General features: G+C 68.5%; 23 protein-coding genes. 17 read left to right on the top strand and 6 right to left on the bottom strand.

Annotated features, from left to right (window positions below; translation table 11 throughout):
• Nucleotides 1-53: 53 nt before the first annotated feature.
• Together ABIC90_RS22120 and kefC are read left to right on the top strand one after the other, a co-directional pair.
• On the top strand, nt 54-800 hold the full coding sequence (locus tag ABIC90_RS22120; protein WP_354357897.1) for an NAD(P)H-dependent oxidoreductase: 747 nt from the start codon (nt 54-56) through the stop codon (nt 798-800).
• Between the two features lie 2 nt (nt 801-802).
• Nucleotides 803-2653 carry a glutathione-regulated potassium-efflux system protein KefC gene (kefC, locus tag ABIC90_RS22115; protein ID WP_354357895.1) on the top strand — a complete coding sequence of 617 codons (1851 nt, stop codon included), beginning with the start codon at nt 803-805 and terminating at the stop codon, nt 2651-2653.
• 21 nt (nt 2654-2674) lie between these two features.
• Here kefC and ABIC90_RS22110 read toward each other — a convergent pair whose 3' ends face one another.
• The gene (locus ABIC90_RS22110; protein WP_280810959.1) at nt 2675-3541 is read right to left on the bottom strand and encodes an amidohydrolase family protein; all 867 of its coding nucleotides are present in this window, start codon (nt 3539-3541) and stop codon (nt 2675-2677) included.
• A gap of 104 nt (nt 3542-3645) precedes the next feature.
• On the opposite strand from ABIC90_RS22110, the gene ABIC90_RS22105 reads away from it, so the two are divergent.
• The 6 genes from ABIC90_RS22105 to ABIC90_RS22080 all read left to right on the top strand — a co-directional run bounded on the left by ABIC90_RS22105 (nt 3646) and on the right by ABIC90_RS22080 (nt 10542).
• On the top strand, nt 3646-4419 hold the full coding sequence (locus ABIC90_RS22105) for a crotonase/enoyl-CoA hydratase family protein (protein WP_354357893.1): 774 nt from the start codon (nt 3646-3648) through the stop codon (nt 4417-4419).
• A 40-nt stretch (nt 4420-4459) separates the two neighbouring features.
• Complete coding sequence (locus ABIC90_RS22100) at nt 4460-6316, top strand: feruloyl-CoA synthase (protein WP_354357891.1); 1857 nt, start codon at nt 4460-4462, stop codon at nt 6314-6316.
• Nucleotides 6317-6347: 31 nt separating this feature from the next.
• Nucleotides 6348-7112 carry an SDR family NAD(P)-dependent oxidoreductase gene (locus ABIC90_RS22095; protein WP_354357889.1) on the top strand — a complete coding sequence of 255 codons (765 nt, stop codon included), beginning with the start codon at nt 6348-6350 and terminating at the stop codon, nt 7110-7112.
• Between the two features lie 138 nt (nt 7113-7250).
• Entirely contained in the window at nt 7251-8243 is a 993-nt protein-coding gene (locus ABIC90_RS22090) for a Bug family tripartite tricarboxylate transporter substrate binding protein (protein WP_354357887.1), read from the top strand.
• An 8-nt stretch (nt 8244-8251) separates the two neighbouring features.
• Nucleotides 8252-10045, top strand: coding sequence for an acyl-CoA dehydrogenase family protein (locus tag ABIC90_RS22085; protein WP_354357885.1), 1794 nt, complete (start codon nt 8252-8254; stop codon nt 10043-10045).
• A gap of 5 nt (nt 10046-10050) precedes the next feature.
• Nucleotides 10051-10542: a MarR family winged helix-turn-helix transcriptional regulator gene (locus ABIC90_RS22080; protein WP_354357883.1), complete on the top strand. Its 492-nt coding sequence runs from the start codon at nt 10051-10053 to the stop codon at nt 10540-10542.
• A gap of 108 nt (nt 10543-10650) precedes the next feature.
• On the opposite strand, the gene ABIC90_RS22075 is transcribed toward ABIC90_RS22080, so the two are convergent.
• On the bottom strand, nt 10651-11304 hold the full coding sequence (locus ABIC90_RS22075) for a TetR/AcrR family transcriptional regulator (protein WP_354357881.1): 654 nt from the start codon (nt 11302-11304) through the stop codon (nt 10651-10653).
• Between the two features lie 132 nt (nt 11305-11436).
• On the opposite strand from ABIC90_RS22075, the gene ABIC90_RS22070 reads away from it, so the two are divergent.
• The 4 genes from ABIC90_RS22070 (at nt 11437) to ABIC90_RS22055 (ending at nt 14326) form a co-directional block, all read left to right on the top strand.
• A complete protein-coding gene (locus tag ABIC90_RS22070; RefSeq protein ID WP_354357879.1) occupies nt 11437-11874 on the top strand; it encodes a VOC family protein in 438 nt (145 codons plus the stop codon).
• An 85-nt stretch (nt 11875-11959) separates the two neighbouring features.
• Nucleotides 11960-12379 (top strand): VOC family protein, encoded by a 420-nt coding sequence (locus tag ABIC90_RS22065; protein ID WP_354357877.1) that lies wholly within the window; start codon nt 11960-11962, stop codon nt 12377-12379.
• Between the two features lie 47 nt (nt 12380-12426).
• Nucleotides 12427-13896, top strand: a complete 1470-nt coding sequence (locus ABIC90_RS22060; protein ID WP_354357875.1) for a DHA2 family efflux MFS transporter permease subunit — start codon at nt 12427-12429, stop codon at nt 13894-13896.
• A gap of 70 nt (nt 13897-13966) precedes the next feature.
• Nucleotides 13967-14326 carry a DUF1428 domain-containing protein gene (locus tag ABIC90_RS22055; protein ID WP_354357873.1) on the top strand — a complete coding sequence of 120 codons (360 nt, stop codon included), beginning with the start codon at nt 13967-13969 and terminating at the stop codon, nt 14324-14326.
• Between the two features lie 122 nt (nt 14327-14448).
• Here ABIC90_RS22055 and ABIC90_RS22050 read toward each other — a convergent pair whose 3' ends face one another.
• Both ABIC90_RS22050 and ABIC90_RS22045 read right to left on the bottom strand, forming a co-directional pair.
• Nucleotides 14449-15207: a sulfite exporter TauE/SafE family protein gene (locus ABIC90_RS22050; RefSeq protein WP_354357871.1), complete on the bottom strand. Its 759-nt coding sequence runs from the start codon at nt 15205-15207 to the stop codon at nt 14449-14451.
• A gap of 103 nt (nt 15208-15310) precedes the next feature.
• Nucleotides 15311-16150 carry an intradiol ring-cleavage dioxygenase gene (locus ABIC90_RS22045; RefSeq protein ID WP_354357869.1) on the bottom strand — a complete coding sequence of 280 codons (840 nt, stop codon included), beginning with the start codon at nt 16148-16150 and terminating at the stop codon, nt 15311-15313.
• 403 nt (nt 16151-16553) lie between these two features.
• Here ABIC90_RS22045 and ABIC90_RS22040 point away from each other — a divergent pair, with 403 nt between their 5' ends.
• The 3 genes from ABIC90_RS22040 (at nt 16554) to ABIC90_RS22030 (ending at nt 21371) form a co-directional block, all read left to right on the top strand.
• Nucleotides 16554-19463 carry a hypothetical protein gene (locus ABIC90_RS22040; RefSeq protein ID WP_354357867.1) on the top strand — a complete coding sequence of 970 codons (2910 nt, stop codon included), beginning with the start codon at nt 16554-16556 and terminating at the stop codon, nt 19461-19463.
• Between the two features lie 196 nt (nt 19464-19659).
• The gene (locus tag ABIC90_RS22035) at nt 19660-20589 is read left to right on the top strand and encodes a LysR family transcriptional regulator (protein WP_354357865.1); all 930 of its coding nucleotides are present in this window, start codon (nt 19660-19662) and stop codon (nt 20587-20589) included.
• Nucleotides 20590-20897: 308 nt separating this feature from the next.
• Complete coding sequence (locus tag ABIC90_RS22030; RefSeq protein WP_354357863.1) at nt 20898-21371, top strand: DoxX family protein; 474 nt, start codon at nt 20898-20900, stop codon at nt 21369-21371.
• 9 nt (nt 21372-21380) lie between these two features.
• Here the strand turns inward: ABIC90_RS22030 and ABIC90_RS22025 are convergent, their stop codons facing one another.
• On the bottom strand, nt 21381-22100 hold the full coding sequence (locus ABIC90_RS22025; protein ID WP_354357861.1) for a Crp/Fnr family transcriptional regulator: 720 nt from the start codon (nt 22098-22100) through the stop codon (nt 21381-21383).
• A gap of 62 nt (nt 22101-22162) precedes the next feature.
• Between ABIC90_RS22025 and ABIC90_RS22020 the strand changes: the two genes are divergently transcribed.
• Complete coding sequence (locus tag ABIC90_RS22020; protein WP_354357859.1) at nt 22163-23827, top strand: adenylate/guanylate cyclase domain-containing protein; 1665 nt, start codon at nt 22163-22165, stop codon at nt 23825-23827.
• A 110-nt stretch (nt 23828-23937) separates the two neighbouring features.
• Nucleotides 23938-24297, top strand: coding sequence for an alpha/beta hydrolase (locus tag ABIC90_RS22015; protein ID WP_354357857.1), 360 nt, complete (start codon nt 23938-23940; stop codon nt 24295-24297).
• 28 nt (nt 24298-24325) lie between these two features.
• Here ABIC90_RS22015 and ABIC90_RS22010 read toward each other — a convergent pair whose 3' ends face one another.
• On the bottom strand, nt 24326-25387 hold the full coding sequence (locus tag ABIC90_RS22010) for a maleylacetate reductase (protein WP_354357855.1): 1062 nt from the start codon (nt 25385-25387) through the stop codon (nt 24326-24328).
• Nucleotides 25388-25499 lie beyond the last annotated feature (112 nt).

The following is a 25499-nucleotide window of genomic DNA, read 5'->3' as shown; positions in this document are numbered from 1 at the left end:
GCCTCGCCCTTTGCCGGCCGCGGAATCGGCCGCCGTTGCGCTATGTTCGCGGCATGACTACAACAACATCCCCGGAGACCCCCGCGACCGGTGCGGGGGGCATCTACGTGCTTGCAGCCCACCCGCACTGGCGCGATTCCCGCGTCAATCGCCGCATGCTGGCCGCCGCGCGCGCGGTGCCGGGCGTGGACGTCAACGACCTCTACGGCAGCTACCCCGACTTCGCCATCGACATCGAAGCCGAACAGGCCCGGCTCGCCAAGGCCAGCCTGGTGGTGCTGGTGCACCCGATCCAGTGGTATTCGATGCCCGCGCTGCAAAAGCTCTGGATCGACGACGTGCTCGCCTACGGCTGGGCCTACGGACCCGGCGGCACCGCCCTGCAGGGCAAGGACCTCTGGCTGGTCGCCACCACCGGCAGCCCCGAGGCGAGCTACCACCCCCAGAACTACCACCGCTACTTCTTCGATGCCTTCCTGCCGCCGTACGAGCAGACCGCCGCGCTCTGCGGCATGCGCTTTTTGCCGCCGCTGGTGCTGCACGGCGCACGCAGCGCCGGCGAGGCTGAAGTGGCGGCGCACGTCGAGGTGTTCTCCCAACGCCTGGGCAGCTACCCCCGATGGCCGGAGCTCGACGAGCTCGACGCCTGCGTGGCCTGCCCCGTGCCCGAGACTGACCGGCCGGCCGAGCCCGACGAGATCGACAAGTTGCCCGCCAAGACTTTCCACGCCGCGATCGCACACGGCCTGACCGCAGCCGGCGCCACCACCGCGGCAGACACCAGCGGCAAGGCGGCCTGAGCATGGAACACGCACCCGCCTGGCTGACCAGCAGCCTGATCTACCTGGGCGCCGCCGTGCTGGTGGTGCCGCTGTCGAAATTCCTCGGGCTCGGCTCGATCATCGGCTACCTGGTGGCCGGCATCGCCATCGGCCCCTGGGGCCTGGGCCTGGTGTCGAGCGTCGAAGACGTGCTGCATTTCGCCGAGTTCGGCGTGGTGCTGATGCTGTTTCTCGTCGGCCTCGAACTCGAACCCAGGCGCCTGTGGAACCTGCGCCGGCCCATCTTCGGCTGGGGCGCGGCGCAGGTGCTCAGTTGCGCCGCCGTGCTCTTCGCCGCCGGCTGCGCCTTGGGCGCGGAATGGCGCGTGGCGCTGGTGGCCTCTCTCGGCCTGGCGCTGTCGTCGACCGCGATCGCGCTGCAGGTGTTCGGCGAGCGCAACCTGCTCAAGACGCCGAGCGGCCAGGCTGGCTTCTCGATTCTGCTGTTCCAGGACGTGGCGGCGATTCCCATCCTGGCGCTGCTGCCGCTCCTGGCCGGCGCCAGTGCGGCCGAGCACTCGCTCGGCGGATTCGACCGCGCGCTCGAAGCGCTCAAGATCGTCGGCGTGATCGCCGGCATCATCCTGGGCGGCCGGCTGCTGCTGCGGCCGCTGCTGCGCTGGATCGCGCGCAGCAACACGCCCGAAATCTTCACCGCCGCCGCACTGCTGCTGGTGGTGGCCATCGCGGCGCTGATGCAGGTGGTGGGCCTGTCGATGGCGCTGGGCGCTTTTCTCGCCGGTGTGCTGCTGGCGGAAAGCGAATACCGGCGCGAACTGGAAACCGACATCGAACCCTTCAAGGGCTTGCTGCTCGGCCTGTTCTTCATTGCGGTGGGCATGTCGATCAACTTCGGCGTGCTGATTGCAAGCCCCTGGCTGATGGCCGCGCTGGTGACGGGCTTCATGGTCATCAAGCTGGTGGTGATCTACGCGCTCGCCAAGGCGATGGGCCTGGCCTACCAGGAGCGGCCGGTGTTCACCCTGCTGCTCGCGCAGGGCGGCGAGTTCGCGTTCGTGGTGTTCCAGGCCGCGGGGCCCGATGTGCTGCCGCCGGAGATCACGTCGCTGCTGATCGGCGCGGTGGCGCTGTCGATGTTGCTGTCGCCGCTGCTGCTGGTGTTGCTCGACAAGTTCGTGCTGCCACGCTACAGCCGTTCCGGCGGCCCGCAGCTGGAAGAAATTTCGGAGCAGCAGGACGCCAAGGTGCTGATCTGCGGCTTCGGCCGCTACGGCCAGATCGTCGGCCGCATGCTGATGTCGCAGGGCCTGCGCGTGACGGTGCTCGACCACGACGCCGACACCGTCGAGGGCCTGCGCCAGTTCGGCTTTCGCGTGTTCTACGGCGACGCGACGCGGCTCGACCTGCTCCGCACCGCCGGTGCCGGCTCGGCCAAAGCCATCGTGGTGGCGGTGGACGACATCGAGCAGTCGCTCGACATCGTCGACCTCGTGAAGGAGAACTTTCCGCAGGCCCGCATCATCGCGCGGGCGCGCAACGTGACGCACCTTTTCCAGCTGCGCGACCGCGGCGTGACCGATGTGGAGCGCGAGGTGTTCGAGTCGTCGCTGCGCAGCGCCCGCGCCACGCTCGAAGCGCTGGGCTGGCCGGCACACGAGGCGCGCGAATCGGCCATGAGATTCCGCCGCCGGAACATCGCGCTCAGCGACGAGATCTATCCGCACTACAAGGACCGCGCCAAGCTGATCGCAGCGAACAAGGCGGGCCGCCAGCAGTTCGAGGAACAGATGGCGCGCGAGCGCGAAGAGCGGCAGCGCCGTTCGGGGCGCGATTGGGACCGGATCGACGAGAAGGAAGAAGCGGACTCGTAGCCCGCCGCCTTCTTCTCTTCGTCAGCCTTCCAGCTTCAGCAAGCGCACCGCGTTGCCCTTCAGGATGCCCGGCATCACCTCGGGCTTGAACCCGGCCGCCTCGAAGTCCTTCATCCAGCGGTCGGGCGTGATCAGCGGGTAGTCGCTGCCGAACAGGATGCGGTCTTTCAGCAGCGTGTTGGCGTACTGCACCAACTGCTTCGGAAAGTACTTGGGGCTCCAGCCCGAGAGGTCGATCCACACGTTGGGCTTGTGCGTGGCCACGCTCAGCGCCTCGTCCTGCCACGGGAAGCTGGGGTGGGCCATCACGATCTGCATGTCGGGGAAGTCGATGGCCACGTCGTCCAGGTGCATCGGGTTGCTGTACTCCAGCCTGAGGCCCCCGCCGCAGCGCATGCCCGAGCCGATGCCGCTGTGGCCGGTGTGGAAGATGGCCGGCAGGCCGTATTCGGCGATCACCTCGTAGATCGGCCAGGCCATCCTGTCGTAGGGGTGGTAGCCCTGCACCGTCGGGTGAAACTTGAAGCCCTTCACGCCGTGCTCCTCGATGAGCCGGCGTGCCTCGCGCGCGCCCATCTTTCCCTTGTGCGGATCGACGCTGCCGAAGGCAATCATCATGTCGCTGTTGTTCTTCGCGTGTTCCGCGATTTCCTCGTTCGGGATGCGGCGGCGGCCCATGTTCGATTCGGCATCGACCATGAACATCACCAGGCCGATCTTTCGCTCGCGGTAGTACGCCACGCTCTCGGCAATGGTGGGCCGGCCGCTGGAGCCGAAGTACTTGTCAGCGGCGCGGTCGTATTCCTCGCCGTAGTTGTCGAACGGGTTCCAGCAGCTCACTTCGGCGTGGGTGTGGATGTCGATGGCGATCAGGTTCTTGTGGTCCATGTCGTTGTCTCCAGTACGGGTAAGTCCCTAGGATTCCGGGCTCTCAAATGCCTTGAATTGATTATTTATCATAACCATAATCCAACTCACACACGAACGCAATCATGACCAATCCCGACCTCCACATCGACATTCGCGACGACGTCGCCATCGTTCGCCTCGCGCGCGGCGCCAAACGCAATGCGCTGTCGGACGGCCTGATCCTCGCGCTGCGCGACACTTTCGAGAAGCTCCCCTCCACCGTGCGCGCCGCGGTGCTCGACGGCGAAGGCCCGCACTTCTGCGCGGGCCTGGACCTCAGTGAGCTGAAAGAGCGCGACGCCGGCCAGGGCATGCAGCACTCGCGCCTGTGGCATGCCGCGCTCGACCTGATCCAGCACGGCCCGGTGCCGGTGGTCGCGGCGCTGCACGGCGCGGTGGTCGGCGGCGGCCTCGAACTGGCCAGCGCCTGCCACATCCGTGTGGCCGACCGCTCCACCTTCTATGCGCTGCCCGAAGGCTCGCGCGGCATCTTCGTGGGCGGCGGCGGCTCGGTGCGCATCCCCAAGCTGATCGGCGTGGCCCGCATGACCGACATGATGATGACCGGCCGCGTCTACAACGCCGAAGACGGCGAACGCGCCAACTTCGCGCAGTACCTGGTCGACGAGGGCACGGCCTTCGACAAGGCCCTGGAGCTTGCCAAGCGCATCGCCACCAACGCGCCGCTCACCAACTACGCGCTGATGCACGCGCTGCCGCGCATCGCCGAGCAGTCGGCCGACCACGGCTTCTTCACCGAGGCGCTGATGTCAGGCATCGTGCAGGCCGCGCCCGAGGCGAAGGCGCGCGTGCGCGATTTCCTCGAAGGCCGCGGCGCGAAGGTGAGCAAGGGATGAGCGCCGCACGGCCGCCCGAAGGCATGGGGGAGACTTCCAAATGACCGCCGCAATCCGCTACCGCCCGCTCGCCTTCGGCGTGACCCGCGCCGTGCTGCGCGACGGCGCGCCGGGCACGCAGTACCTGCAGGCCGAGACGCAGCTGGGCGCCTACCGCGACCGCATGACCGACCGCCTCGCGCACTGGGCCGAACATGCGCCCGAGCGCACCTTCATCGCCCGCCGCGAACGGCTGGCCGACGGCAGCACCGGCGACTGGCTGCGCGTGTCATATGCGCAAGCACTTGAGGAGGCACGCGGTATCGGACAGGCGCTGCTCGAGCGGGGCCTCGACGCAGACCGCCCCGTGGCCATCCTCAGCGAGAACGGCATCGAACACGCGCTGCTCGCCCTGGGCTGCCTCTACGCCGGCGTGCCTTACTGCCCGGTGTCGCCGCCCTATTCGATCGTGAGCCAGGACTTCGAAAAGCTGCGCCACGTGCTGGACACCCTCACGCCCGGCCTGGTTTTCGCCGCCGACGCCGAGCGCTACGGCCGCGCCATCGAGGCGGTGGTGCCGGCCGGCACCGAGGTCGTGCTCGCAGAGGGCGCGCTCCAGGGCCGTGCCGCCACCCGCTTCGACGTGCTCGCCTCCACGCCCGCGACACCGGCCATCGACGCGGCCATGCAAGCCACCGGCCCCGACACCATCACCAAGTTCCTCTTCACCTCGGGCTCCACCAAGATGCCCAAGGCGGTGATCAACACGCACCGCATGTGGTGCGCCAACCAGCAGCAGCTGCGCCAGTCCATTCCCGCACTCGGCGACGAGCCGCCGGTGCTGGTCGACTGGCTGCCCTGGAACCACACCTTCGGCGGCAACCACAACGTGGGCATCGTGCTGGACAACGGCGGCACGCTCTACATCGACGACGGCAAGCCCACGCCCGCCGGCATGGCCGAGACGCTGCGCAACCTGCGCGAGATCGCGCCCACCATCTACTTCAACGTGCCCACCGGCTTCGAGGCCATCGCGCAGGCGATGGAAACCGATGCGGTGCTGCGCCGCAACCTGCTGTCGCGCGTGAAGATGTTCTTCTACTCTGGCGCCGCGCTCTCGCAGCCCGTGTGGGACAGCCTGCACAAGACGCAGGAGGCCGAGGTCGGCGAGCGCATCGTGATGGGCACGGGACTGGGCATGACCGAGTCGGGCCCGTTCGCGCTCTACGTCACCGGCCCCGAAGTGAAGTCGGGCGACATCGGCCTGCCCGCCGCGGGCATCGAGATCAAGCTGATCGATGTCGACGGCAAGACCGAGGTGCGCTATCGCGGCCCCAACATCACGCCCGGCTACTGGCGCGCGCCCGACGCCACGGCCGAAGCCTTCGACGAAGAAGGCTTCTTCTCGACCGGCGACGCCGTGAAGTGGATCGACGAAGACAACATCCACCGTGGCCTGCGCTTCGACGGCCGCATCGCGGAAGACTTCAAGCTCGCCACCGGCACCTTTGTGAGCGTGGGCCCGCTGCGCGCGAAGATCATCGCGGCCGGCGCGCCGTATGTGCAGGACGCGGTGCTCACCGGCATCAACCTGAAGGAAGTCGGCGCGCTGATCTTCCCTACGCAGAAGGTGCGGCAGCTTTCGGGCCTGGGCGCAGACGCCACGATGCAGCAGGTGCTCGAAAGCGCGCCGGTGCAGGCGCACTTCCAGCAGGTGGCCAACGAGCTGGCCGCCATGGGCACCGGCAGCGCCAACCGCATCGCGCGCCTGCACCTGATGGCCGAGCCGCCTTCCATCGACAAGGGCGAGGTGACCGACAAGGGCTCGGTCAACCAGCGCGCCGTGCTCAAGCACCGCGCGGCGCTCGCCGAGGCGATGCACGACGGCACCCTCCCCTTCACCCTCGTGCCCCGTTAGTCCACGCCACACATTCCAGGAGACAACACACATGAAGATCGAAGGACAAGCCGCACTCGTCACCGGCGGTGCATCGGGCCTGGGCGAGGCCACCGCGCGCGAACTCGCGCGCCTGGGCGCCAAGGTCGCCGTGCTGGACCGCAACGCCGAACTTGCCGAAAAGGTAGCCGCCGAAATTGGCGGCGTCGCGTGCACCTGCGACATCACCGACACCGACAGCGTGAATGCCGCGCTCGACAAGTCCGCCGCGGCCCACGGCCCCGCACGCATCCTGATGAACGTGGCCGGCATCGGCAGCGCCAAGCGCATCGTGGGCAAGGACGGCAACCCCGCGCCGCTCGAAGACTTCGTGCGCGTGGTCAACATCAACCTGATCGGCGGCTACAACATGGCGCGCCTTTTCGCCGCGCGCTGCGCCAAGCTCGACGCCCTGGACAACGGCGAGAAGGGCGTGATGCTCTTCACCGCCTCGGTCGCCGCCTTCGACGGCCAGGTAGGCCAGCAGGCCTACAGCGCCTCCAAGGGCGGCCTCGTCGGCATGACGCTGCCGATGGCGCGCGACCTCGCCCAGCACGCCATCCGCGTGTGCACCGTCGCGCCGGGCCTCTTCGCCACACCGCTGCTGCTGGAGCTGCCCGAAGCCGTGCAGCACTCGCTGGCCGCCTCGATCCCGTTTCCGCCGCGTCTGGGCAAGCCTTCGGAATTCGCCGAGCTGGCCTGCCACATCGTGACCAACGGCCACCTCAACGGCGAAGTCATTCGCCTGGACGGCGCCCTGCGCATGGCGCCGCGCTAGACATGACGGCCCCCCGGCTTTGCACGCCGCGTCGCGGCGTGTCATTCGCCACCCCCCACGGGGGAGGCGCGGCTCGCCTTGGGGCGGCCCGGCGGCGGCCGCATTGCCCACCATTTTTCTAAGACAGGAGACAAGACCATGACCACCCGACGTCAGTTCGTGAACATGCTCGGCGGCACAGCCGCCATCGGCGCCTTGCACCCCCTCGCCGCGCTCGCGCAGCTGGTGCAGCAACAGGTAAAGATCTACTACGGCTTCCCGGCCGGCAGCGCGGGGGACAGCGTGGCGCGCCGCGTGGCCGACAAGGTGGGCAACACGCCCTTCACGCAGACGAACCCGGTGGTCGAGAACAAGCCCGGCGCGGGCGGGCGCATCGCGCTGGACACGCTCAAGACCTCGCCGGCCGACGGCTCGGTGCTGTGTCTTGCGCAGGCCTCGGCGCTGTCGACCTATCCGCACATCTACACCAAGCTGGCCTACACCATTGCGGATTTCGCCCCGATCTCCATCGGCGCCGTGATGACGCACGGCCTGGCCGTCGGCCCCATGGTTCCGGCCAGCGTGAAGACGCTCAAGGACTACATCGCCTGGGCCAAGGCCAATCCCGGCCAGGCCAGCTACGCCTCGCCGGGCGCGGGCTCCACGCCGCACTTCCTGGGCGCGCTGCTCGGCCTGAGCACCGGCGCCGACCTGCGCCACGTGCCCTACCGCGGTTCGCTGCCCGGCATCAACGACGTGGTGGGCGGCCAGATCGCCTCGTGCATGACGCCTGCCGGCGACTGCCTGCCATTCGCCAAGGCCGGCAAGCTGCGCGTGCTCGCCACCTCGGGCGCGCAGCGCCCGGCCTACCTGCCCGACGTGCCCACGTTCACCGAGCAGGGTTTTCCGGAGATCGTGGCCGACGAATGGTTCGGCTTCTTCGCACCGGCGAAAACGCCCGCGCCCGTCATCACCGCCGCGAGCACCGCGATCCAAGCCGCGCTCAAGGACAAGGCCGTGGCCGACGGCCTGCTGTCGGTCGGACTCATCGCCCATGGCTCGACGCCCGAGGAGATGAAGAAGTCGCTGCAGTCCGAGTACGAGCGCTGGGGTCCGCTGGTCAAGAAGATCGGCTTCACCGCCGAATCCTGAAGCGGCCGATGGATTACAAGCCCCGCCCCGAAGACGTTCGTTTTCTCCTGAACGCGGTGCTCGGCGCGCCCGCGCGACTGCAGGGGCTCGCGCCCTTCGCCGAGGTCGACGAGGCGCTGCAGTCGCAGGTGCTCGAAGAAGCCGCACGCTTCGTCGGCGAAGTGGTGGCGCCGATCAACCGGCAGGGCGACGAGGTCGGCTGCCGTTTCGACAACGGCGAGGTCGTCTCTCCGCCAGGGTTTGCTCCGGCCTACCAGGCCTTCGTGGATGGCGGCTGGCCCGCGCTCTCGGCCGCGACGGAAGACGGCGGCCAGGGCCTGCCCTCGGTGCTCGAAGCCGTGCTCTACGAATGGCTCAGCGCCGCGAACCACGGACTCACCATGGCGCCGGGGCTGCTGCACGGCGCCTATGCCTGCCTCAAGCACCACGGCAGCGACGAACTCAAGAGTCGCTATCTGAAGAAGATCGCAACCGGCGAATGGCTCGCCACCATGTGCCTGACCGAAGCGCACGCAGGCAGCGACCTGGGCCAGGTGCGCACGCGCGCCGTGCCGCAGGCCGACGGCAGCCTGCGCGTGAGCGGCAGCAAGATCTTCATCTCGGGCGGCGAGCACGACCTGACGCCGAACATCGTGCACCTGGTGCTGTGCCGCCTGCCCGATGCGCCGGCCGGACCCAAGGGGCTGTCGCTGGTGCTCGTGCCCAAGCTGCTGCAGGGTGGCGCGCGCAACGCAGTGCACTGCGAACGCATCGAGGAAAAGATGGGCCTGCACGGCAGCCCCACGTGCTCGATGCGCTTCGACGAGGCCACCGGCTGGCTGGTCGGCGAAGCGGGCCGAGGCCTGGCTGCGATGTTCGTGATGATGAATTCGGCGCGCCTGCACGTGGCGTTGCAGGGCATCGGCCTGCTCGACGCCGCCTGGCAGAAGGCCGACGCCTATGCGGCCGAGCGCCGCCAGATGCGCGCGCCCGGCGCCGTGCCCGCGAGCCGCGGCAACGAGCCGGCCGACCTGATCGCCGAGCATCCCGCCATCCGCCGCATCCTCGACACGCAGCGCGCCTGGATCGAGGGTGCGCGCACCCTCGCCTACCGCAGCGCGCTGATGCTCGACGTGGCCGCGTACGACGCCGACCCCAAGGCACGCGAGCGCGCGCAGCGCTGGTGCTCGCTGGTCACGCCGGTGCTCAAGGCGGCCTGCACGCAGCAGGCGTTTTATGGCGCGAGCGAATGCCTGCAGGTGTTCGGCGGCCACGGCTACGTGCGCGAATGGGGCATCGAACAGGTCGTGCGCGATGCGCGCGTGACCATGATCTACGAGGGCACCAACGAGATCCAGGCCATCGACCTGTTGGTGCGCAAGGTGCTGCCCGATGGCGGCGCCGCCATGTCGGCGGTGCTGCTCGAACTGCGCGACACGCTCGATGCCTCCCGAGAAGCCGATGCCGACGTGCAGCGCCGGCTCGCGCAGCTGCGCTACCTGGGCACCACCATCGCGATGGCCGCCCATGCGAACCCGGTGTTGCCGCACGAAGTGGCCGACGACTACCTGCGGGTGGTGATGCTCACGATGATGGCCTGGGCCTGGGCGCGCATCGAGGCGGCCGACGACGTCGCGTTTGCAGGCCACGCCGGGCGGGTGCGTTCGGCGGCCGCCTTCCGGCGCTGGGTGCTGCCCGAGTTCGAGATGCGGCTGGGCATCGTCAAGCGCGCCTGCGAGGGCGTTGCCCTGGCGCACACGGCTTCATCAGGGAACGGTGTCGCCAACCAGGCGCTTGGGGCCGCCGAGGGCCGGTTACGCTAGCGGCCATGCCCGCCTCCCCCAAAAAAACTCCCGCAAAAACCGAAATCGCCGCACCGGCCGCAGGCCGGCCTGACCGGCTCGATGCCCGCGTGCTCGAAGCGCTGGTCGGCTACAACGCCCGCCGCGCCTGGCTGATCGTCAGCGGCTTCTTCGCGGAGCGGATGGCCGCCTACGGGCTCAAGCAGATCGACTTTTCGGTGCTCTCGCTGCTGGCGCACAACCCGGGCGCCACCTCGCGGCAGCTGTGCAACACGCTGGACATCCTGCCGCCCAACCTGGTGAGCCTGGTCGCCACGCTGGACAGCCGCGGCCTGATCGAGCGCCGGCCGCATCCGCACGACGGCCGCGCCCTGGGGCTGCACCTCACGCCCGAAGGCGAAACCCTGGTCCGCGAGGCCGAACAGGCCGTGGTGCAGCTGGAGGCCGATGCCAGCGCCAAGCTGAGCACGCGCGAGCGCGAGACGCTGATCAAGCTGCTGCAGAAGATCTATCTCTGATCTGAAGAACCGTTCGGCCCGGACCTGTCGAAGCCTCGCGCAGCGCTTCGACAGGCTCAGCGTGAACGGTTTTTTGAGTTCGACTCGGCATGAAAGAGCGGGCCGCCGCTAGAGCCCCCGCTCCACCATGTCGCACAGCCGCTGCCCCAGCACATGGGTGGCCTCCGCATCGAGCGCCCGCAGCGGCCCCTGGATGATGAGCAGCGCGAGCCCGTGCACCGCCGACCATGCCAGGTACTCGGCGTTCGGGCGCCGCGCCGCATCGAGCACGCCGGCGTCCACCAGCCGGTCGAGGGCCGCGCCCAGCAGCTGGAACGGACCCATGCCGCTCGCTCCCGCGGACGCGGGGCCCACTTCGCCCTGGCCCTCCTCGGTCATCACGAACGCCGTGCGAAACAGCCCGGGCTCGGCCTGCGCGAACCGCAGGTAGGCCGTGCCGATGGCGCGCACCTGCGCCCTTGCAAATTCGGCGGGCGGCTGGTCGAAATGAAGCACCGCCAGTTCCGATTCCATCGCCTTGGCCGCGGCCGAGAGCGCCGCCTCGCGCACCGCCAGCAGCAGCTCCTGCCGGCTGCCGAAATGCCGGTAAGCCGCGTTGGGCACCACGCCCGCGCGCCGCGTGGCCTCGCGCAGCACCACCGCGTCCGGGCCGCCGTCGCGCGCCAGCTCGATGCCCGCATCCAGCAGCGCGCGGCGCAGATCGCCATGGCGGTAAGTGCTGCGGGCGGGCGGCAGGCCCTCGGGGACGTTGTTGAGCTTCATTTCAATTCCATGTGGACACTGTCCATTATCCCTGCTATTCTTTGTGGACGGTGTACACAAAGTAGTTCCATCGTATTCGCGCAGAAGCCGCTGCGCCCTCTTTGAAACCTTGGCAGCAAAAAAGGAAACGCCATGAAAGTCCAGTCTTACCTGTCCTTCGAAGGCCGTTGCGACGAAGCGATCGCTTTCTACAAGAAGGCGCTCGGCGCCGAAATCGTCCAGCTCATGCGCTACAGCGATGCGCCCGCCGACGCGTTCGAAGGCAACACCGACGCCAGTTGCCCCGGCGCCACGCCCGGCCCCGACAAGGTGATGCATTCGGTGCTGCGCGTCGGCGACACCGAACTCATGCTCTCCGACGGCCAGTGCTCCGGCAAGGCGGAGTTCAAGGGAATCATGCTGTCGATCACCGCGCCTACAGACGCCGACGCCCGCAAGTGGTTCGATGCACTGGCCGATGGCGGCCAGGTCATGCAGCCGCTCACGCCCACCTTCTTCACCAGCAGCTTCGGCATGCTGGCCGACCGCTTCGGCGTGGCTTGGATGCTGGTGGTGGACGCCGCCAAATAACCCGTTGCCGCCCGCAAGGACTTCGAAGCAGGCCTTGCCAACCTCAAGACGGCCACCGAAAAGTAACCACCTCAAAGGAAATCTCATGTCCCCCATCCACGCCTACCTCACCTTCGACGGCAATGCACAGGAAGCCATGCGCTTCTACGAAAAGACGCTTGGCGGCACCATCCAGATGATGATGACCATCGGCGAAGCGCCCGACACCGAGCAGATGCCGGCCGAGGTCAAGAAGCGGATCATGCATGCGTCGCTCGCCTACGGCGACGGCATGCTCATGGCCTCCGACACCATGCCCGGCCAACCCTACGAAGGCATGAAGGGCTTCGGCGTTGCACTCACGCTCGACACCGTCGCCGAAGGGCGCCGCGTGTTCGATGCGTTCGCGGAAGGCGGCACCGTCTCCATGCCCTATGAGAAGACCTTCTGGGTCGAAGGCTTCGGCATGGTGACCGACCGCTTCGGCACCCCCTGGCTCATCAACGGCGGCAAACCGCTCGTTTGAAGAAAGAAAGCAAGCGCCTCCCCGGCGATCTGAATGAACCACCGCCCATGACCGAAACACTCGACAACCGAAAGCGCTGGCTCGCCTTGATGGTGCTCTGCCTCGGCGTACTGATGATCGTGCTCGACACCACGATCGTGAACGTGGCATTGCCCTCGATCCGCGCCGACCTCGGCTTCACCGAGACCTCGCTCGTGTGGGTGGTCAATGCCTACATGCTGACCTTCGGCGGCTTCCTGCTGCTGGGCGGCCGGCTCGGCGATCTGTACGGCCATCGCAAGCTCTTCCTGATCGGCCTGGTGCTGTTCACCCTCGCCTCGCTGGCCTGCGGCATCGCCAACTCGCAAGTGCTGCTGATCGCCGCGCGCGCGGTGCAGGGGCTGGGCGGCGCGGTGGTGTCGGCCGTGTCGCTTTCGCTGATCATGAATCTGTTCACCGAACCGGCCGACCGCGCCAAGGCGATGGGCGTGTACGGCTTCGTGTGCGCGGGCGGCGGCAGCATCGGCGTGCTGCTGGGCGGCCTGCTCACGGGCGCGCTGAGCTGGCACTGGATCTTCCTGGTCAACCTGCCGATCGGCGTGGCGGTGTACGCGCTTTGCGTGGCGCTGCTTCCGAATGCGCGCGGACAGGCGCATGGCGAGAAGCTCGACGTGGCCGGCGCGGTCACGGTCACGCTGTCGCTCATGCTCGCGGTGTACGGCGTGGTCAACGGCAACGAGGCCGGCTGGGGCTCGGCGCAAACGCTGGGCCTGCTGGGCGCCGCCGTGGTGCTGCTGGCGGCGTTCATCGCCATCGAAGCGCGCGTGCAGCATCCGCTGATGCCGCTGGGCCTCTTTCGCCTGCGCAGCGTGTCGGTCGCCAATGTGGTGGGCGTGCTGTGGGCGGCGGCGATGTTCGCGTGGTTCTTCATCTCGGCGCTCTACATGCAGCTGGTGCTCGAGTACACGCCGATGCAGATCGGCCTGGCGTTCCTGCCGGCCAACGTGATCATGGCGGTGTTCTCGCTCGGCCTCTCGGCCCGGCTGGTGATGCGCTTCGGCATCCGCAGGCCGCTGGCGGTGGGGCTCTGGCTCGCGGCCATCGGGCTGGCGTTGTTCGCGCGCGCGCCGGTCAACGGCAGCTTCGTCGTCGATGTGCTGCCGGGGATGATGCTGCTCGGCCTGGGCGCGGGCATGGCGTTCAACCCGGTGCTGCTGGCGGCCATGAGCGAGGTCGATCCGGCCGATTCGGGCCTGGCCTCGGGCGTGGTCAACACCGCCTTCATGATGGGCGGCGCGCTCGGCCTGGCCGTGCTGGCCAGCGCGGCGGCGGCACGCACCGGCGCCATGCAGGCGGCCGGCGCGCAGATGCCGCTCGCGCTCACCGGTGGCTACAACCTGGCGTTTCTTGTCGGTGCCGTGTTCGCGGCGCTGGCGGGTTTGATCGGGGTCTTGCTGCTTCGCACCGCACCGCCGGCGCAAATGCAGAACAACGAAGAAGCGGCACCCCGCAGGACGGCGAGCGAATCGGCGTCGTGATGAGCACGACGCCATGCAGCCGCCGCTGTTTTTCCTTCAACGTTTCCATCTTTCATTCAGGAGATCTCCCATGGCCCGCTATGTAGACGGCTTCATCGTTGCCATTCCCACGAACAACGTCGAGGCGTATCGCAAGATCGCGCGCAAGGCCGGCAAGGTCTGGATGGAGTACGGCGCGCTCGAATACGTGGAGTGCATCGCCGACGACGTGAAGCCCGGCAAGCTCACTTCGTTTCCACAGAGCGTGAAGCTCAAGGCCGACGAGACCGTGGCCTTCTCGTGGATCGTCTACAAGTCGCGCAAGCACCGCGACACGGTGAACAAGAAGGTCATGGCCGATCCGCGCATCGCGGCCATGGACCCCAAGACCATGCCCTTCGATGCGAAGCGCATGATCTTCGGCGGCTTCAAGTCCATCGTAGAGTTTTGAGCTCGCCCCCAGGCTGCGCGCACTTCGTGTCGCTTCTCCCCCCCCCTACCGGGGGCAACACCTGAGGCCCGGCGGAGCCGGTTCCTCGGTGTTTCACGAAGGGGGCGGGCCTGCTGCCGGCCTCAGCCTATGAATCCGTCGTAGACCAATTTCAGGCCAGTCAGCAGCATGCCCAGGTACACGAAGCGATAGAACCAGGTCGCATCGATGCGCCTGGCAATGCGGATGCCCACCCACACGCCCAGCGGCGCAAGCGGCATCAGCACCACCGAAGTGGCCAGCGTGCGAAGGTCGATGAGGCCCAGCCACGCGTAGGGAATCCATTTGCTCAGGTTCACCACGAAGAAGAAGTAGGCCATCGTGGCCGTGAACACCACCGGTTTGAGCTTGAGCGGAATCACATAGGCATTGATCGGCGGCCCGCCGGCATGCGCGATGAAGCTGGTGAACCCCGACACCACCGTGAGCACCGCGCCCACCGCGCGCGAAGGCAATGGATCGTCGGGCTTGGGCGGAAACACCAGCCGCTGCGCCAGGAACAGCAGCGTGAACACCCCGACCACGCCCGCCACCGTGTGCGCCGACAACACGCGAAACAGCAGCGTGCCCACCAGCGTGCCGATCAGTCCGAACGGGATCAGAAACTTGAGCAGCGTGCGATCGAAGTCGCGCCGGAACGCGGCGATGCCCAGCACGTCCATCAGCAGCAACAGCGGCATGAGGATCGCCGCGGCCTGCGGCACCGTGACCGCCAGCGCCATCAGCGGCACCGCAAGCGAACCGAAGCCGGCGCCGAAGCCGCTCTTGCTGATGCCGAGCAGCAGCACGGCGGGAATGGCGACCGCATAGAAGTGCGGATCGGTGATCAGGGGAAAGGCCATGGGGTGTGAGGGCGCAGAAAAAAGCCCACCGTGGCGGCGGGCTTGTCGAGGGTAGCAGGAAGGCTCCCGACGCGTCTTTGCTTGCCGCACCCGCCTGCCGGGTTCAGGCGGGTTGCTTCAACGGGTTCAGCACGAAATCGAAATCCAGCCGCCACCGCCCGTTGTCCTGCTGCGTCCACGGCGCCACCAGCGATTGGCGCACCGCGAACACCGCGTCGGAGTCCAGCCATTTGTCGCCCTCGCGGAAGACGTGGGTGATGAGGTTTTCATAGCCCGGCGCCTCGATCTTGAAATGCAGGTGCGCAGGCCGCCACGGATGGCGCCTGGTGGCGCGCAGCAGATCGCCCACGGGGCCGTCGACCGGGATCGGGTAGGCCTCGGCCAACACGCTCCTGAAATGCAGCGAGCCGTCGGCCGCGGTGCGCAGGCGCCCGCGGTTCTCGGAATGGTCGAGGCCATCGTGCTGCACGTCGTAATGGCCGCCCTCGTCGGCTTGCCACACATCGACCACGGCACCGGCCACCGGTTCGCCGTCCAGCCCGCGCACAGTGGCATACACGTCGCAGGGCGCGCCCGTGGCGCCGTTGGCCACGTCGTCGCCGTGCGCGTACTCAGGCGCGCCCTCGAAATAGAAGGGACCGAACACGGTGGCCTCGGTGCAGCCCGCGGGCTTGTCGTTGTTCATCGCGATGGTGAGCATCGACAGGCCCAGCACGTCCGACAGCAAGATGAACTCCTGGCGCTTGTCGTCGCATTTCTGGCCGGTGGCGGTCAGGTACTGGATGCCCTGCAACCACTCGGCTTCGGTGAGCTTCACCTCGCGCGCGAAGGCATGCAGGTGCTGCACAAGGCTGGTCATGATCTCGTGCAGGCGCGCATCGGGCGTGTCGGCCAGGCGCGCGAGCACGGCCTGGGTGATGTTGTCCTGGTTGAGGTTGCGCATCGTGGCTGTCTCCTTGGCTTGCCGTCGTCGTTCTTTGGGGTGCTTGGACTGTAGGCCGGAGGGCAGGCACCCGAAAGCGCCGGGGTGCAAATGATTTTTCCGCTCAGCGGAACGGTTGCTGGCTGGGCTGGAGCATTGCAGCCACGCGCACGCATACAGGCACACCGCCAGCCATATCCACCTACCCCCAAAACGCAGCCGACGTTCCGGCAAAAAAACGTTCCGCGTTACGTAACGAATCGCGAAAGCAGCGCACTCCGGCCTGCCGGCCCCAAACCGGAAATTGCGAAAAACCCCTTTTTAATCAACAAGTTAGAACGCGCGAAGCCATGCAACCAAGCATCGGCGCAAAGGCGGCACGCATGTTGCGCTTCCAGGCCACCTATTCCTCGAGGAGGCCGCAATGATCAACACCCAATCCCCCAGCGCTTCGGGCACGGCTGCCGCCGACAACGGCGCGGCCCCCGTGGTTCTGGCCCAGGCCAGCGTCACGCCGATCGCCCCCATGGGTGCGGCCCCGACGATGGCGCCTTCCGCGCCCGCGGGCCTGGGCACGCTGTCCAACGCCACGCCCGGCACGGTCGTCGTGCGCGACGGCGTGCGGATTCCAGTGGACGGCAGCCAGTCGCTGATGGCGGGCGACCGCGTGATCGTTCCGCAGGACGGCAGCGCCAACGTGCTCTTCCCCGGCTCGGCAGCCAACAAGGCGCCGCTGGCCGGCGTCTTCGCGGGCGGCACCGACGCCACCATCAGCTCGACCAAGCTCGCAGGCGGCCTCGAACAAGTCAATGTGGACGTCGCCTCCGGCAACCTGGATGTGACGCCGCCCGACAGCGACGCGGATGCTGCCGCACTCGCGGTCACCAAGAAGACCGCCGCCGGCAGCGGCATCGGCCTGGGTGAATTCGCGCTCGGCGCGCTGGGCGCGATCGGCCTGGGCGCCGCGCTCAGCGGTGGCGGCGACGGCGGCAGCAGCGGCTTTCCGCTGCTGGTGGGAGACGGGGGCGATGCCGACGCGGATGCAGACGCGGACGCCGATGCGGATGCCGATGGAGATGCGGACGCCGACGCCGACGCCGACGCCGACGCCGACGCAGATGCCGATGCCGATGCCGATGCCGATGCCGATGCCGATGCCGATGCGGACGCTGATGCAGACGCTGATGCGGACGCCGATGCCGATGCCGATGCAGACGCCGATGGCGACCAACTGCTCGATCCGGCCGACGGCCTCACCGGCCATCTGATCGACGCCATCGACAACGCCCTCGGGCTGGGCGGCTCGAACGGCGCCGCCGATGCCCGCGGTCTTGCGGCTTCCTCCGGCACGCTGGCGTCGGTGCTGCCGGCGGTCGATGGCCTCACGGACCTGGTGGACGACGTGCTGTCGCCGATCGCGGGCAACGAGTTCACATCCAACGATCCGAACGCCTTCGATCCGTTGGACAGCACGGTCGAGAACATCGCCGTCAACCTGGGCGGCGTCCTGAACCCGGTCGTGGACGGCCTGCTGGGCGACGGACTGACGGATGCGCTGGTCGGTTCGCTGATCGGCCAGGTCGACTACCTGACCGACGCGGTCGGCAACATCCTCGAAAACGTGCTCGGCAGCGAAGGCCTGCTCGGCGGCGTCACCACCGGCCTGGGCGTCGACGGCCTGGTGGACGACCTGATCGGCACCGACGGTGTGGTCGGCCAGGTGCTCGATGGCGTGTTGGGCGAGGACGGCTTGCTGGGCGGCCTGCTCGGCGACGAAGGCCTGGTCGGGCAGTTGCTGGGTGACGACGGCTTGCTGGGCGGTTTGCTCGGCGGTGAAGGTGGTCTCCTTGGCGGCGTGCTGGGTGACGAGGGCCTGCTGGGTGGCTTGCTCGGCGGTGAAGGCGGCCTCCTCGGGGGCGTGCTCGGTGACGAAGGTCTGCTGGGCGGTTTGCTCGGCGGCGAAGGTGGTCTCCTCGGCGGCGTGCTGGGTGACGAAGGCCTGCTGGGCGGCTTGCTCGGCGGTGAAGGCGGTCTTCTCGGCGGCGTGCTGGGCGACGATGGCCTGCTGGGCGGCTTGCTCGGCGGCGAAGGCGGTCTTCTCGGCGGCGTGCTGGGCGACGATGGCCTGCTGGGCGGTGTGCTCGGCGGTGAAGGCGGCCTGCTCGGCGGCGTCCTGGGTGACGATGGCTTGCTGGGTGGTGTGATCGGCGGTGAAGGCGGCCTACTTGGCGGCGTCCTGGGTGACGACGGCCTGCTGGGCGGCGTGCTCGGTGGCGACGGCGGCCTGCTCGGCGGCGTCCTGGGTGACGACGGTCTGGTCGGCGGCCTGCTTGGCGATGATGGACTCGTTGGCGGATTGCTCGGCGGGGACGGCGCGCTCGCCGGCTTGCTTGGCAGCGAAGGACTCTCCGGCGCAGCGCTCGGCGAAGGCGGCCTGGTGGACAGCCTGCTCGGACCCGACGGCACGGTCGGCAACCTGCTGAGCGACGGCCCCCTGGCTGGCCTGCTCGGCGGTGACGGCGGTCTGCTTGGCGGCGTGCTGGGTGGCGAAGGTGGCCTCCTGGGCGGCCTGCTCGGCGGCGAAGGTGGTCTCCTGGGCGGTGTGATCGGCGAAAACGGCATCGTCGGCGGCCTGCTCGGCGGCGAAGGTGGTCTCCTGGGCGGCGTGCTCGGCGAAGGCGGCATCGTCGGCGGCCTGCTCGGCGGCGAAGGCGGTCTCCTGGGCGGTGTGATCGGCGAGAACGGCATCGTCGGCGGCTTGCTCGGCGGCGAGGGTGGTCTCCTGGGCGGTGTGCTCGGCGAAGACGGCATCGTCGGCGGCCTGCTCGGCAGCGAAGGCGGTCTCCTGGGCGGTGTGATCGGCGAGAACGGCATCGTCGGCGGCCTGCTCGGCGGAGAGGGCGGTCTCCTCGGCGGCGTGCTCGGCGAAGACGGCATCGTCGGCGGCCTGCTTGGCGGCGAAGGCGGTCTGCTGGGTGGCGACGGCGGCCTGCTCGGCAGCGTTCTCGGGCAGGACGGCCTTGTCGGCAACCTGCTCGGCGGCTTGCTGGGCGGCGACAGCCCGGTCGCGAACATCCTGGAGCCCGTGTCGTCGGTCGTCGAAGCCATCGAGCCGATCGCGTCCAGCGTGACGCAAGCGGCGGCGCCCGTGACCGACATCCTGGCCGGTGCAGGCTCGGCGCTCGCACCCGTGACCGATGTGGTGGAACCGGTCGCACATGCGGTGACCCCGCTGGTGAACGAAATCGTGGCCCCCATCACCAGCCTGCTCGAGCAAGGCACCGGCGGCGCGGTGTCGCCGGTGACGAACATCCTGCACGGCCTGCTGGGCTGATCGGGCCGCGCAAGCGACATCGAAGAAAAATGGGAGGGGCCGGCGACGGCCCCTCTTTTTTTGTTCGGGCTCGCGCTCACGTTCGCGGTCGCGGATCGGGCTTCATCCCGCGCAAGCCCTGCACGCGGGGCGGCCCATAGAATCAGCGCCCCCGCAACCCGCCGGCACCCGCCACCCCGCCCCGGAGACACCCGCCATGGACCGCTGGACCGAAATCGCCCTGCTCGTGCAGATTGCCGATGCCGGCAGCCTGAGCCGCGCGGCCGAGGCGCTGGGCCTCTCGAACGCCGCCGCGAGCCGTCACCTGAGCGCGCTCGAAGCCCGGCTCGGCGCGCGGCTGGTGGAGCGCAACACGCGGCGCCTGTATCTCACCGACACCGGCCGCGAGTTCTGCGGCCGTGCGCGCAGCATCCTGGCCGACCTGTCCGATGCCGAGTCGACGGTGAATGCCACCGCGCTCAACCCGACCGGCACGCTGCGCATCACGGCATCGCTCTCGTTCTCCATCCACCACATCGCGCCGCTGCTGCGCGAGTACACGCAGTGCTACCCGGGCGTGACGGTGCACGTGGAGGCAGCCAACCGCTACTTAGACCTGATCGACAACAACATCGACGTGGCGATCCGCACGCGCGAGTTCGAGCCCGATTCGAACGTCACGATCCGCCGCCTGGGCGAAACGCGGCGCCTTTTGGCAGCTTCGCCCCGCTACTTTGCACAGCACGGTTTTCCGAAGACGCTGGACGAGCTGCAAGCGCACAAGCTGCTCATCTACACCCACGCCCACAACCCCAACGAGCTGCGCTTCACCCGCAAGGGCGAGACGCACACCGTGTCGGTCCGCGGCCTGCTCGAATCGAACGACGGCCAGGTGCTGCGCGCCGCCGCGCTCGACGGCATGGGCATCCTGGTGCAGCCGACCTACATCGTCTATGAAGACATCGTGGCCGGGCGACTGGTGCCCACGCTGGACGACTGGGACCTGCCGCACCTGACGATCAACCTGGCGTACCCCAGCCGCAAGCACCTGTCGGCCAAGGTGCGCAGCTTCATCGATTTCATGGCTGCGCATTTCGCAAAGATGGACTACGAGCGCAAGTGGACAAGTCACTTCGGCGCCCATTGAACCGACCACCCGTTCACGCTGAGCTTGTCGAAGCGCCGCGCAAGGCTTCGACAAGCTCAGCCCGAACGGCCGTGGTCCGCGCGAGTCTTCGACAAGCTCAGCTTGAACGGCTGTGCTCCGCGCAAGGCTTCGACAAGCTCAGCCCGAACGGGTGTGGTCCACGGCCCGAGCGGCTGATGCAGTTGGCGCCTTTCGCTCAAAGACGTGCGTAAACGCACATCCCGCATTCCGGCAGATCCGCACACTGGAACCGCAACCGCCGCATTCCGTGGCGGACCCTTCCTCTTTCCAGTTCGCAAGGATCTGCCATGAACACCGCCACCAGCACTTCGCGCGCGCCGATTGCATCATCGTCGCCGTCGCTCGCCACTCCCTCCCCCGCCGCGCTGGACGACGCAGGCAAGCTGCTGCTGCGCGTGGCGATCGGCGTGCTCGTGCTGCTGCACGGCATCTTCAAGCTCTCGGCCGGCGTCGGCTTCATCGGCGGCATGCTGGCCAAGGCGGGCATGCCGGGCAGCCTGGCCTATCTGGTCTTCGTGGGCGAAATCGTGGCGCCGCTGCTGCTGATCGCCGGCGTGTGGACGCGCGCCGCCGCCGGCGTGATCGTCATCAACATGCTCGTGGCCATTGGCCTGGTGCACATGGCCGATCTGTTCTCGATGACCAAGCAAGGCGGCTGGGCACTGGAACTGCAGGGCCTGTACCTGTTCGGCGCGCTGACCGTGGTGCTGCTGGGCGCGGGGCGCTTCAGCATTGGCGGCAGCAACGGCCGCTGGAACTGATCTGCCGGCTCAGCCCGCGTCACCGCGCACCTGCGAGACCATCAGCTCGAGGCGCGCGGCGTCGGCCACCAGCAGCGCCTTGCCATCTTTGCGCAGCACGCCGCTGCGCACCAGCACGTTGAGCTCGCGGGTCACCTGCTCGCGGTTGGTGCTGATCTGGCTGGCCAGCGCCGCGTGCCGGGGCGCAGGCTCCAGGCGGCACTCATTGGCCTCGATGCCGGCGGCGCGCGCCAGGCGCAGCAGCTCGGCATGCAGCCGGTTCTGCACGCCCAGCGTGCTCAGGTCGATCACCCGCTCCGAAAGCTGCCGCACCAGCGAGGCCAGTCGCTGCATCACCCGCTCGGCCACCAGCGGCTCGTCGCGCAGCAGGGCCATGAAGGCCGGGCGCTCCAGGCTGGCGACCACGCTGGGCGCCAGCGTCACCACGTCGGCGGAACGCGGGCCGCCGTCGATGGCGGCGATGTCGCCGAAGTGCTCACCGGCTTCCGAATCGCGAAAAGTCACCTGCCGGCCATTGGCCGAATAGGTCGTCACCCGCACCCGGCCCGAGACCAGCAGGAAAACCTCGCCCTGCTGCTCGGCGCGCAGCAGCAGCGGCTTGCCGGCCTCCACGCTGTGCCACAGGCATTGCTGCGCCAGCAGGTCCAGGCGCTGGTCGGAGAGGCCTTCGAGCAGCGCGATCTGGCGCAGCGCGAGGCTGGAGCGGGGGGTGGGGTCTGTGGTGGCCATGCCGGTCGATTGGGGCGCCTGAGGCGCGCGCATTATGCTCGGGTGCCGCTTCGAACCCGTTCATGGACAGACGTTCCCCTCCCCAGCCTTTTCCCCTGAGACCGCCCACACGGCGCAATCTCCGCTGGGTGAGCGGGCTGGTGCTGATGGGCTACGTGACGGTTCACCTGCTCAACCACTCGCTGGGCATCTATTCGTTTGCGCTGGCCGAAGGCGTGTTGCGCACGGCGCAGAAGTTCTGGCACACGCTGCCCGGCACGGCCCTGCTCTACGGCGCCGCCCTCACCCACCTCGCGCTGGCCGTGGTCGCGCTGTGGGAGCGGCGCACGCTGCGCATGCCGCCGCTGGAGGCCCTGCGCGTGCTGCTGGGCTTTGCGCTGCCGCTGCTCATCGCCACCCACCTGACCGCCATACGCGGCGCCTACGAGGCCTACGGCATCGAGGGCTCGTACGTGCGCGTAGTCTGGGGGCTGTGGAACCTGCCGGGCGCGGCCGCGCAGTTCGGCCTGATGCTCGCGGCCTGGACCCACGGCTGCCTCGGCCTGCACTTCGCGCTGCGGGCGCAGCCGGTGTACCGGCGCTTCTCTTCCCTGCTGCTGGCCATTGCAGTGTTGCTGCCGTTCACGGCGGCGATGGGTTTCATCTCGATCGGGCGCGAGTTCCAGTGGACCGGCGTGCCGACGGTGCCAGTGCCCACGCCCGCGCAAGGGCAGGCGCTCAACGACGCCGAACAGAGCCTCAAGTGGCTCTATGTGCTGGCGCTGCTCGCGCTGCTCGCGGCACGCTGGGGGCGCCACTGGTTTGCGCGCCTCTCGCGCCAGCCGTCCGTCGCGCTGCGCTACCCCGACCGCACGGTGCAGGTGCCGCGCGGCTGGAGCGTGCTGGAAGCCAGCCGCTCGCACGGCATCGCGCATGTGTCGATCTGCGGCGGCCGCGCGCGCTGCTCCACCTGCCGCGTGCGCGTGGCCGGCCCTGCCGAACACATGGTCGCGCCGGGCCGCGACGAGCAACGCACGCTGGAGCGCGTGCGCGCACCGGCCGACGTGCGCCTGGCCTGCCAGTTGCGCCCGCTCGGCGACATCGAGGTCACGCCGCTGTTCGCGCTGCTGCCCAACGCGGGCCGGCCCGCGCCGGTCGGCAGCTTCGGGCGCGAGCGCGACGTGGCGATCCTCTTTGTCGACCTGCGGCGCTGGTCGGGCTTGTCGGAGCGGCAGTGGCCCTTCGACCTGGCCTATGTGCTCGACCGCTATTTCGCCACCGTGGGCGCGGCCGTGCGCGAGAGCGGCGGAGTGCCCAACCAGTTCATCGGCGACAGCGTGATGGCGATCTTCGGGCTCGAATGCGATCTGCCCACCGCATGCCGGCAGGCGCTGCACGCGACCGAACTCATCGGCCAGCGCATGGACGCATGGAGCGAAGGCTTCGAGGCGCAGTTCGGGCAGCGCCTGGCGTTCGGCATGGGCCTGCATGCCGGGCGCGCGGCAGTCGGTGAAGTGGGCTACCTGGAGACCACCACCTTCACCGCGATCGGCGAAGTGGTGAACACCGCGAGCCGCCTGCAGGACCATTCGAAGACGGCCGCATCGCGCCTGGTCGTCTCGCTGTTCGCGGCCGAGCAGGCCGGCGTTGCGGATGCGATGGGCCCCGCCGAAGCGCTCGCCGTGCGAGGCCGCTCCGAGCCGCTTCAGGTGCTGTACTCGCAGCCCGAGCCCTTCCGGCCGAGTTGACGAAAGCGGTGCGCAAACGCACAGCGCAAAACACGCTGCGCTTCGACACTGCATCCAGTGGCAACGACGAATGTCCGCCGTCCACACCGTCATCCGAAGGGACTCTTTTCATGAACACCAAGCAACTCCTCGCCGTTTCCGCCGCCGCCCTTGCCATGCTGGGCACCGCCGCCGCGCACGCCGAAACCTACGAAGGCGTGCACGCCATCACCTCGGCCGCGGCCCGCGCCGACGTGCAGGCCGAAGCCGTGGCCGCCGCACGCAGCGGCAACAACACCTATTCGGACGCCGCCGCCGAAGGCGTGGCCACCGTCAATTCCATCCGCGACCGCAGCGCCGTGCGCGAAGAGGCCGTCGCCACCGCGCACGACCCGCTGCAAAGCCTGGACAAGCGCGCGTTCTACCGCGACCAGGTGCCCTCGGCCTACAACAAGCCGACGGTGTCGTTCACCCGCCAGGCCGGTCTGTAAGAAGACCGCGCCGTGCGGCCCTGCCCGCTCAGGGCCGCACGCCTTCCCACGCGTTCTGCAGCAAGGCACGAACCGCATCGCGCGCCAGCGGGCGCGGATTGGGGTACTGGTTTGTCAGCGCGTGCGCGCAGGCCAGGTCCAGGTCCGATTCCTTCATGCCGATGTCGCGCAGCGCGACCGGTGCGCCGTTGTCGCGCGCCAGGTCGAACACGGCCTGTGCCGCATTGTTTGCTCCGAGCGCCTTGGCGATGCGCGCCATGGCTTCGGGCGCCGCCGCGGCGTTGTAGGCCAGCGCATGCGGCAACACGATGGTGTGCGTTTCGGCATGCGGCAGATTGAAGCTGCCGCCCAGCGTGTGGCACAGCTTGTGGTGCAGCGCCATGCCGACATTGCCGAGCACGGTGCCGCAGAGCCAGGCGCCGTAGAGCGCATCGCTGCGCGCGGTTGCATCCCGCGCCGAAGCGCGGATCGCCGGCAGTGCGCGGCCCAGCGCGGCGATGCCTTCTTGCGCCATCCAATCCATGATCGGGTTCGCGTCCGTCGCGTACAGGCCTTCGGCCGCATGCGCGATGGCATTGATGCCGCTGGTCACGCTCATGCCTACGGGCAGGCTCAGCGAGAGCTCGGGGTCGTAGATCACGGTGCGCGGCAGCACGCGCCAGTCTTTTCCGGTCTTCTTCATGCCGGCCTCGGTGATGCCGTAGATCGGTGTCATTTCGGAGCCTGCGTAGGTCGTCGGTATCGCGAGGATCGGCAGGCCTGAATCCAGCGCGATGGCCTTGCCCAAACCTGTGGTCGATCCGCCGCCGATGGCCACGGCGCAGTCGGCGCCCAGGCGCGTTGCCACTTCCCTTGCTTCGCGCGCTGTTTCGATGGGCACATGCATCACGGCTCGGTCGAACACGCCGGTCGCGTGCGCGCCCAGCATGTCGGCGATGCGCTCAGCCTGCGGGCGCTGCTCGGGCGTGCAGAGCACCAGCGCCCGGTGCACGCCCAGCGCGTCGATCTCGCGCGCCAGATGCTGCAGCGACCCCGCGCCGAAGACCACGCGCTGGGGCGCGCTGTTGTAGACAAAGGAGGGAACGGTCATCGCGCGGGCTTTCCTTGGAGGTCGGGTGCGCGAGTGTCGACCCGGCCTGCAAGGCGTTCAACCCCGCGGGCGAAAAGGAGTTTTCCACGCGATGGCGCCGCCCGCCGCCATC

The sequence above is a fragment of the Variovorax boronicumulans genome, assembly GCF_040544675.1.
GTDB classification, from domain to species: domain Bacteria; phylum Pseudomonadota; class Gammaproteobacteria; order Burkholderiales; family Burkholderiaceae_C; genus Variovorax; species Variovorax boronicumulans_D.
Note: the sequence above shows the minus strand (reverse complement) of the source record. Positions and strands in the feature narration are given on the sequence as shown.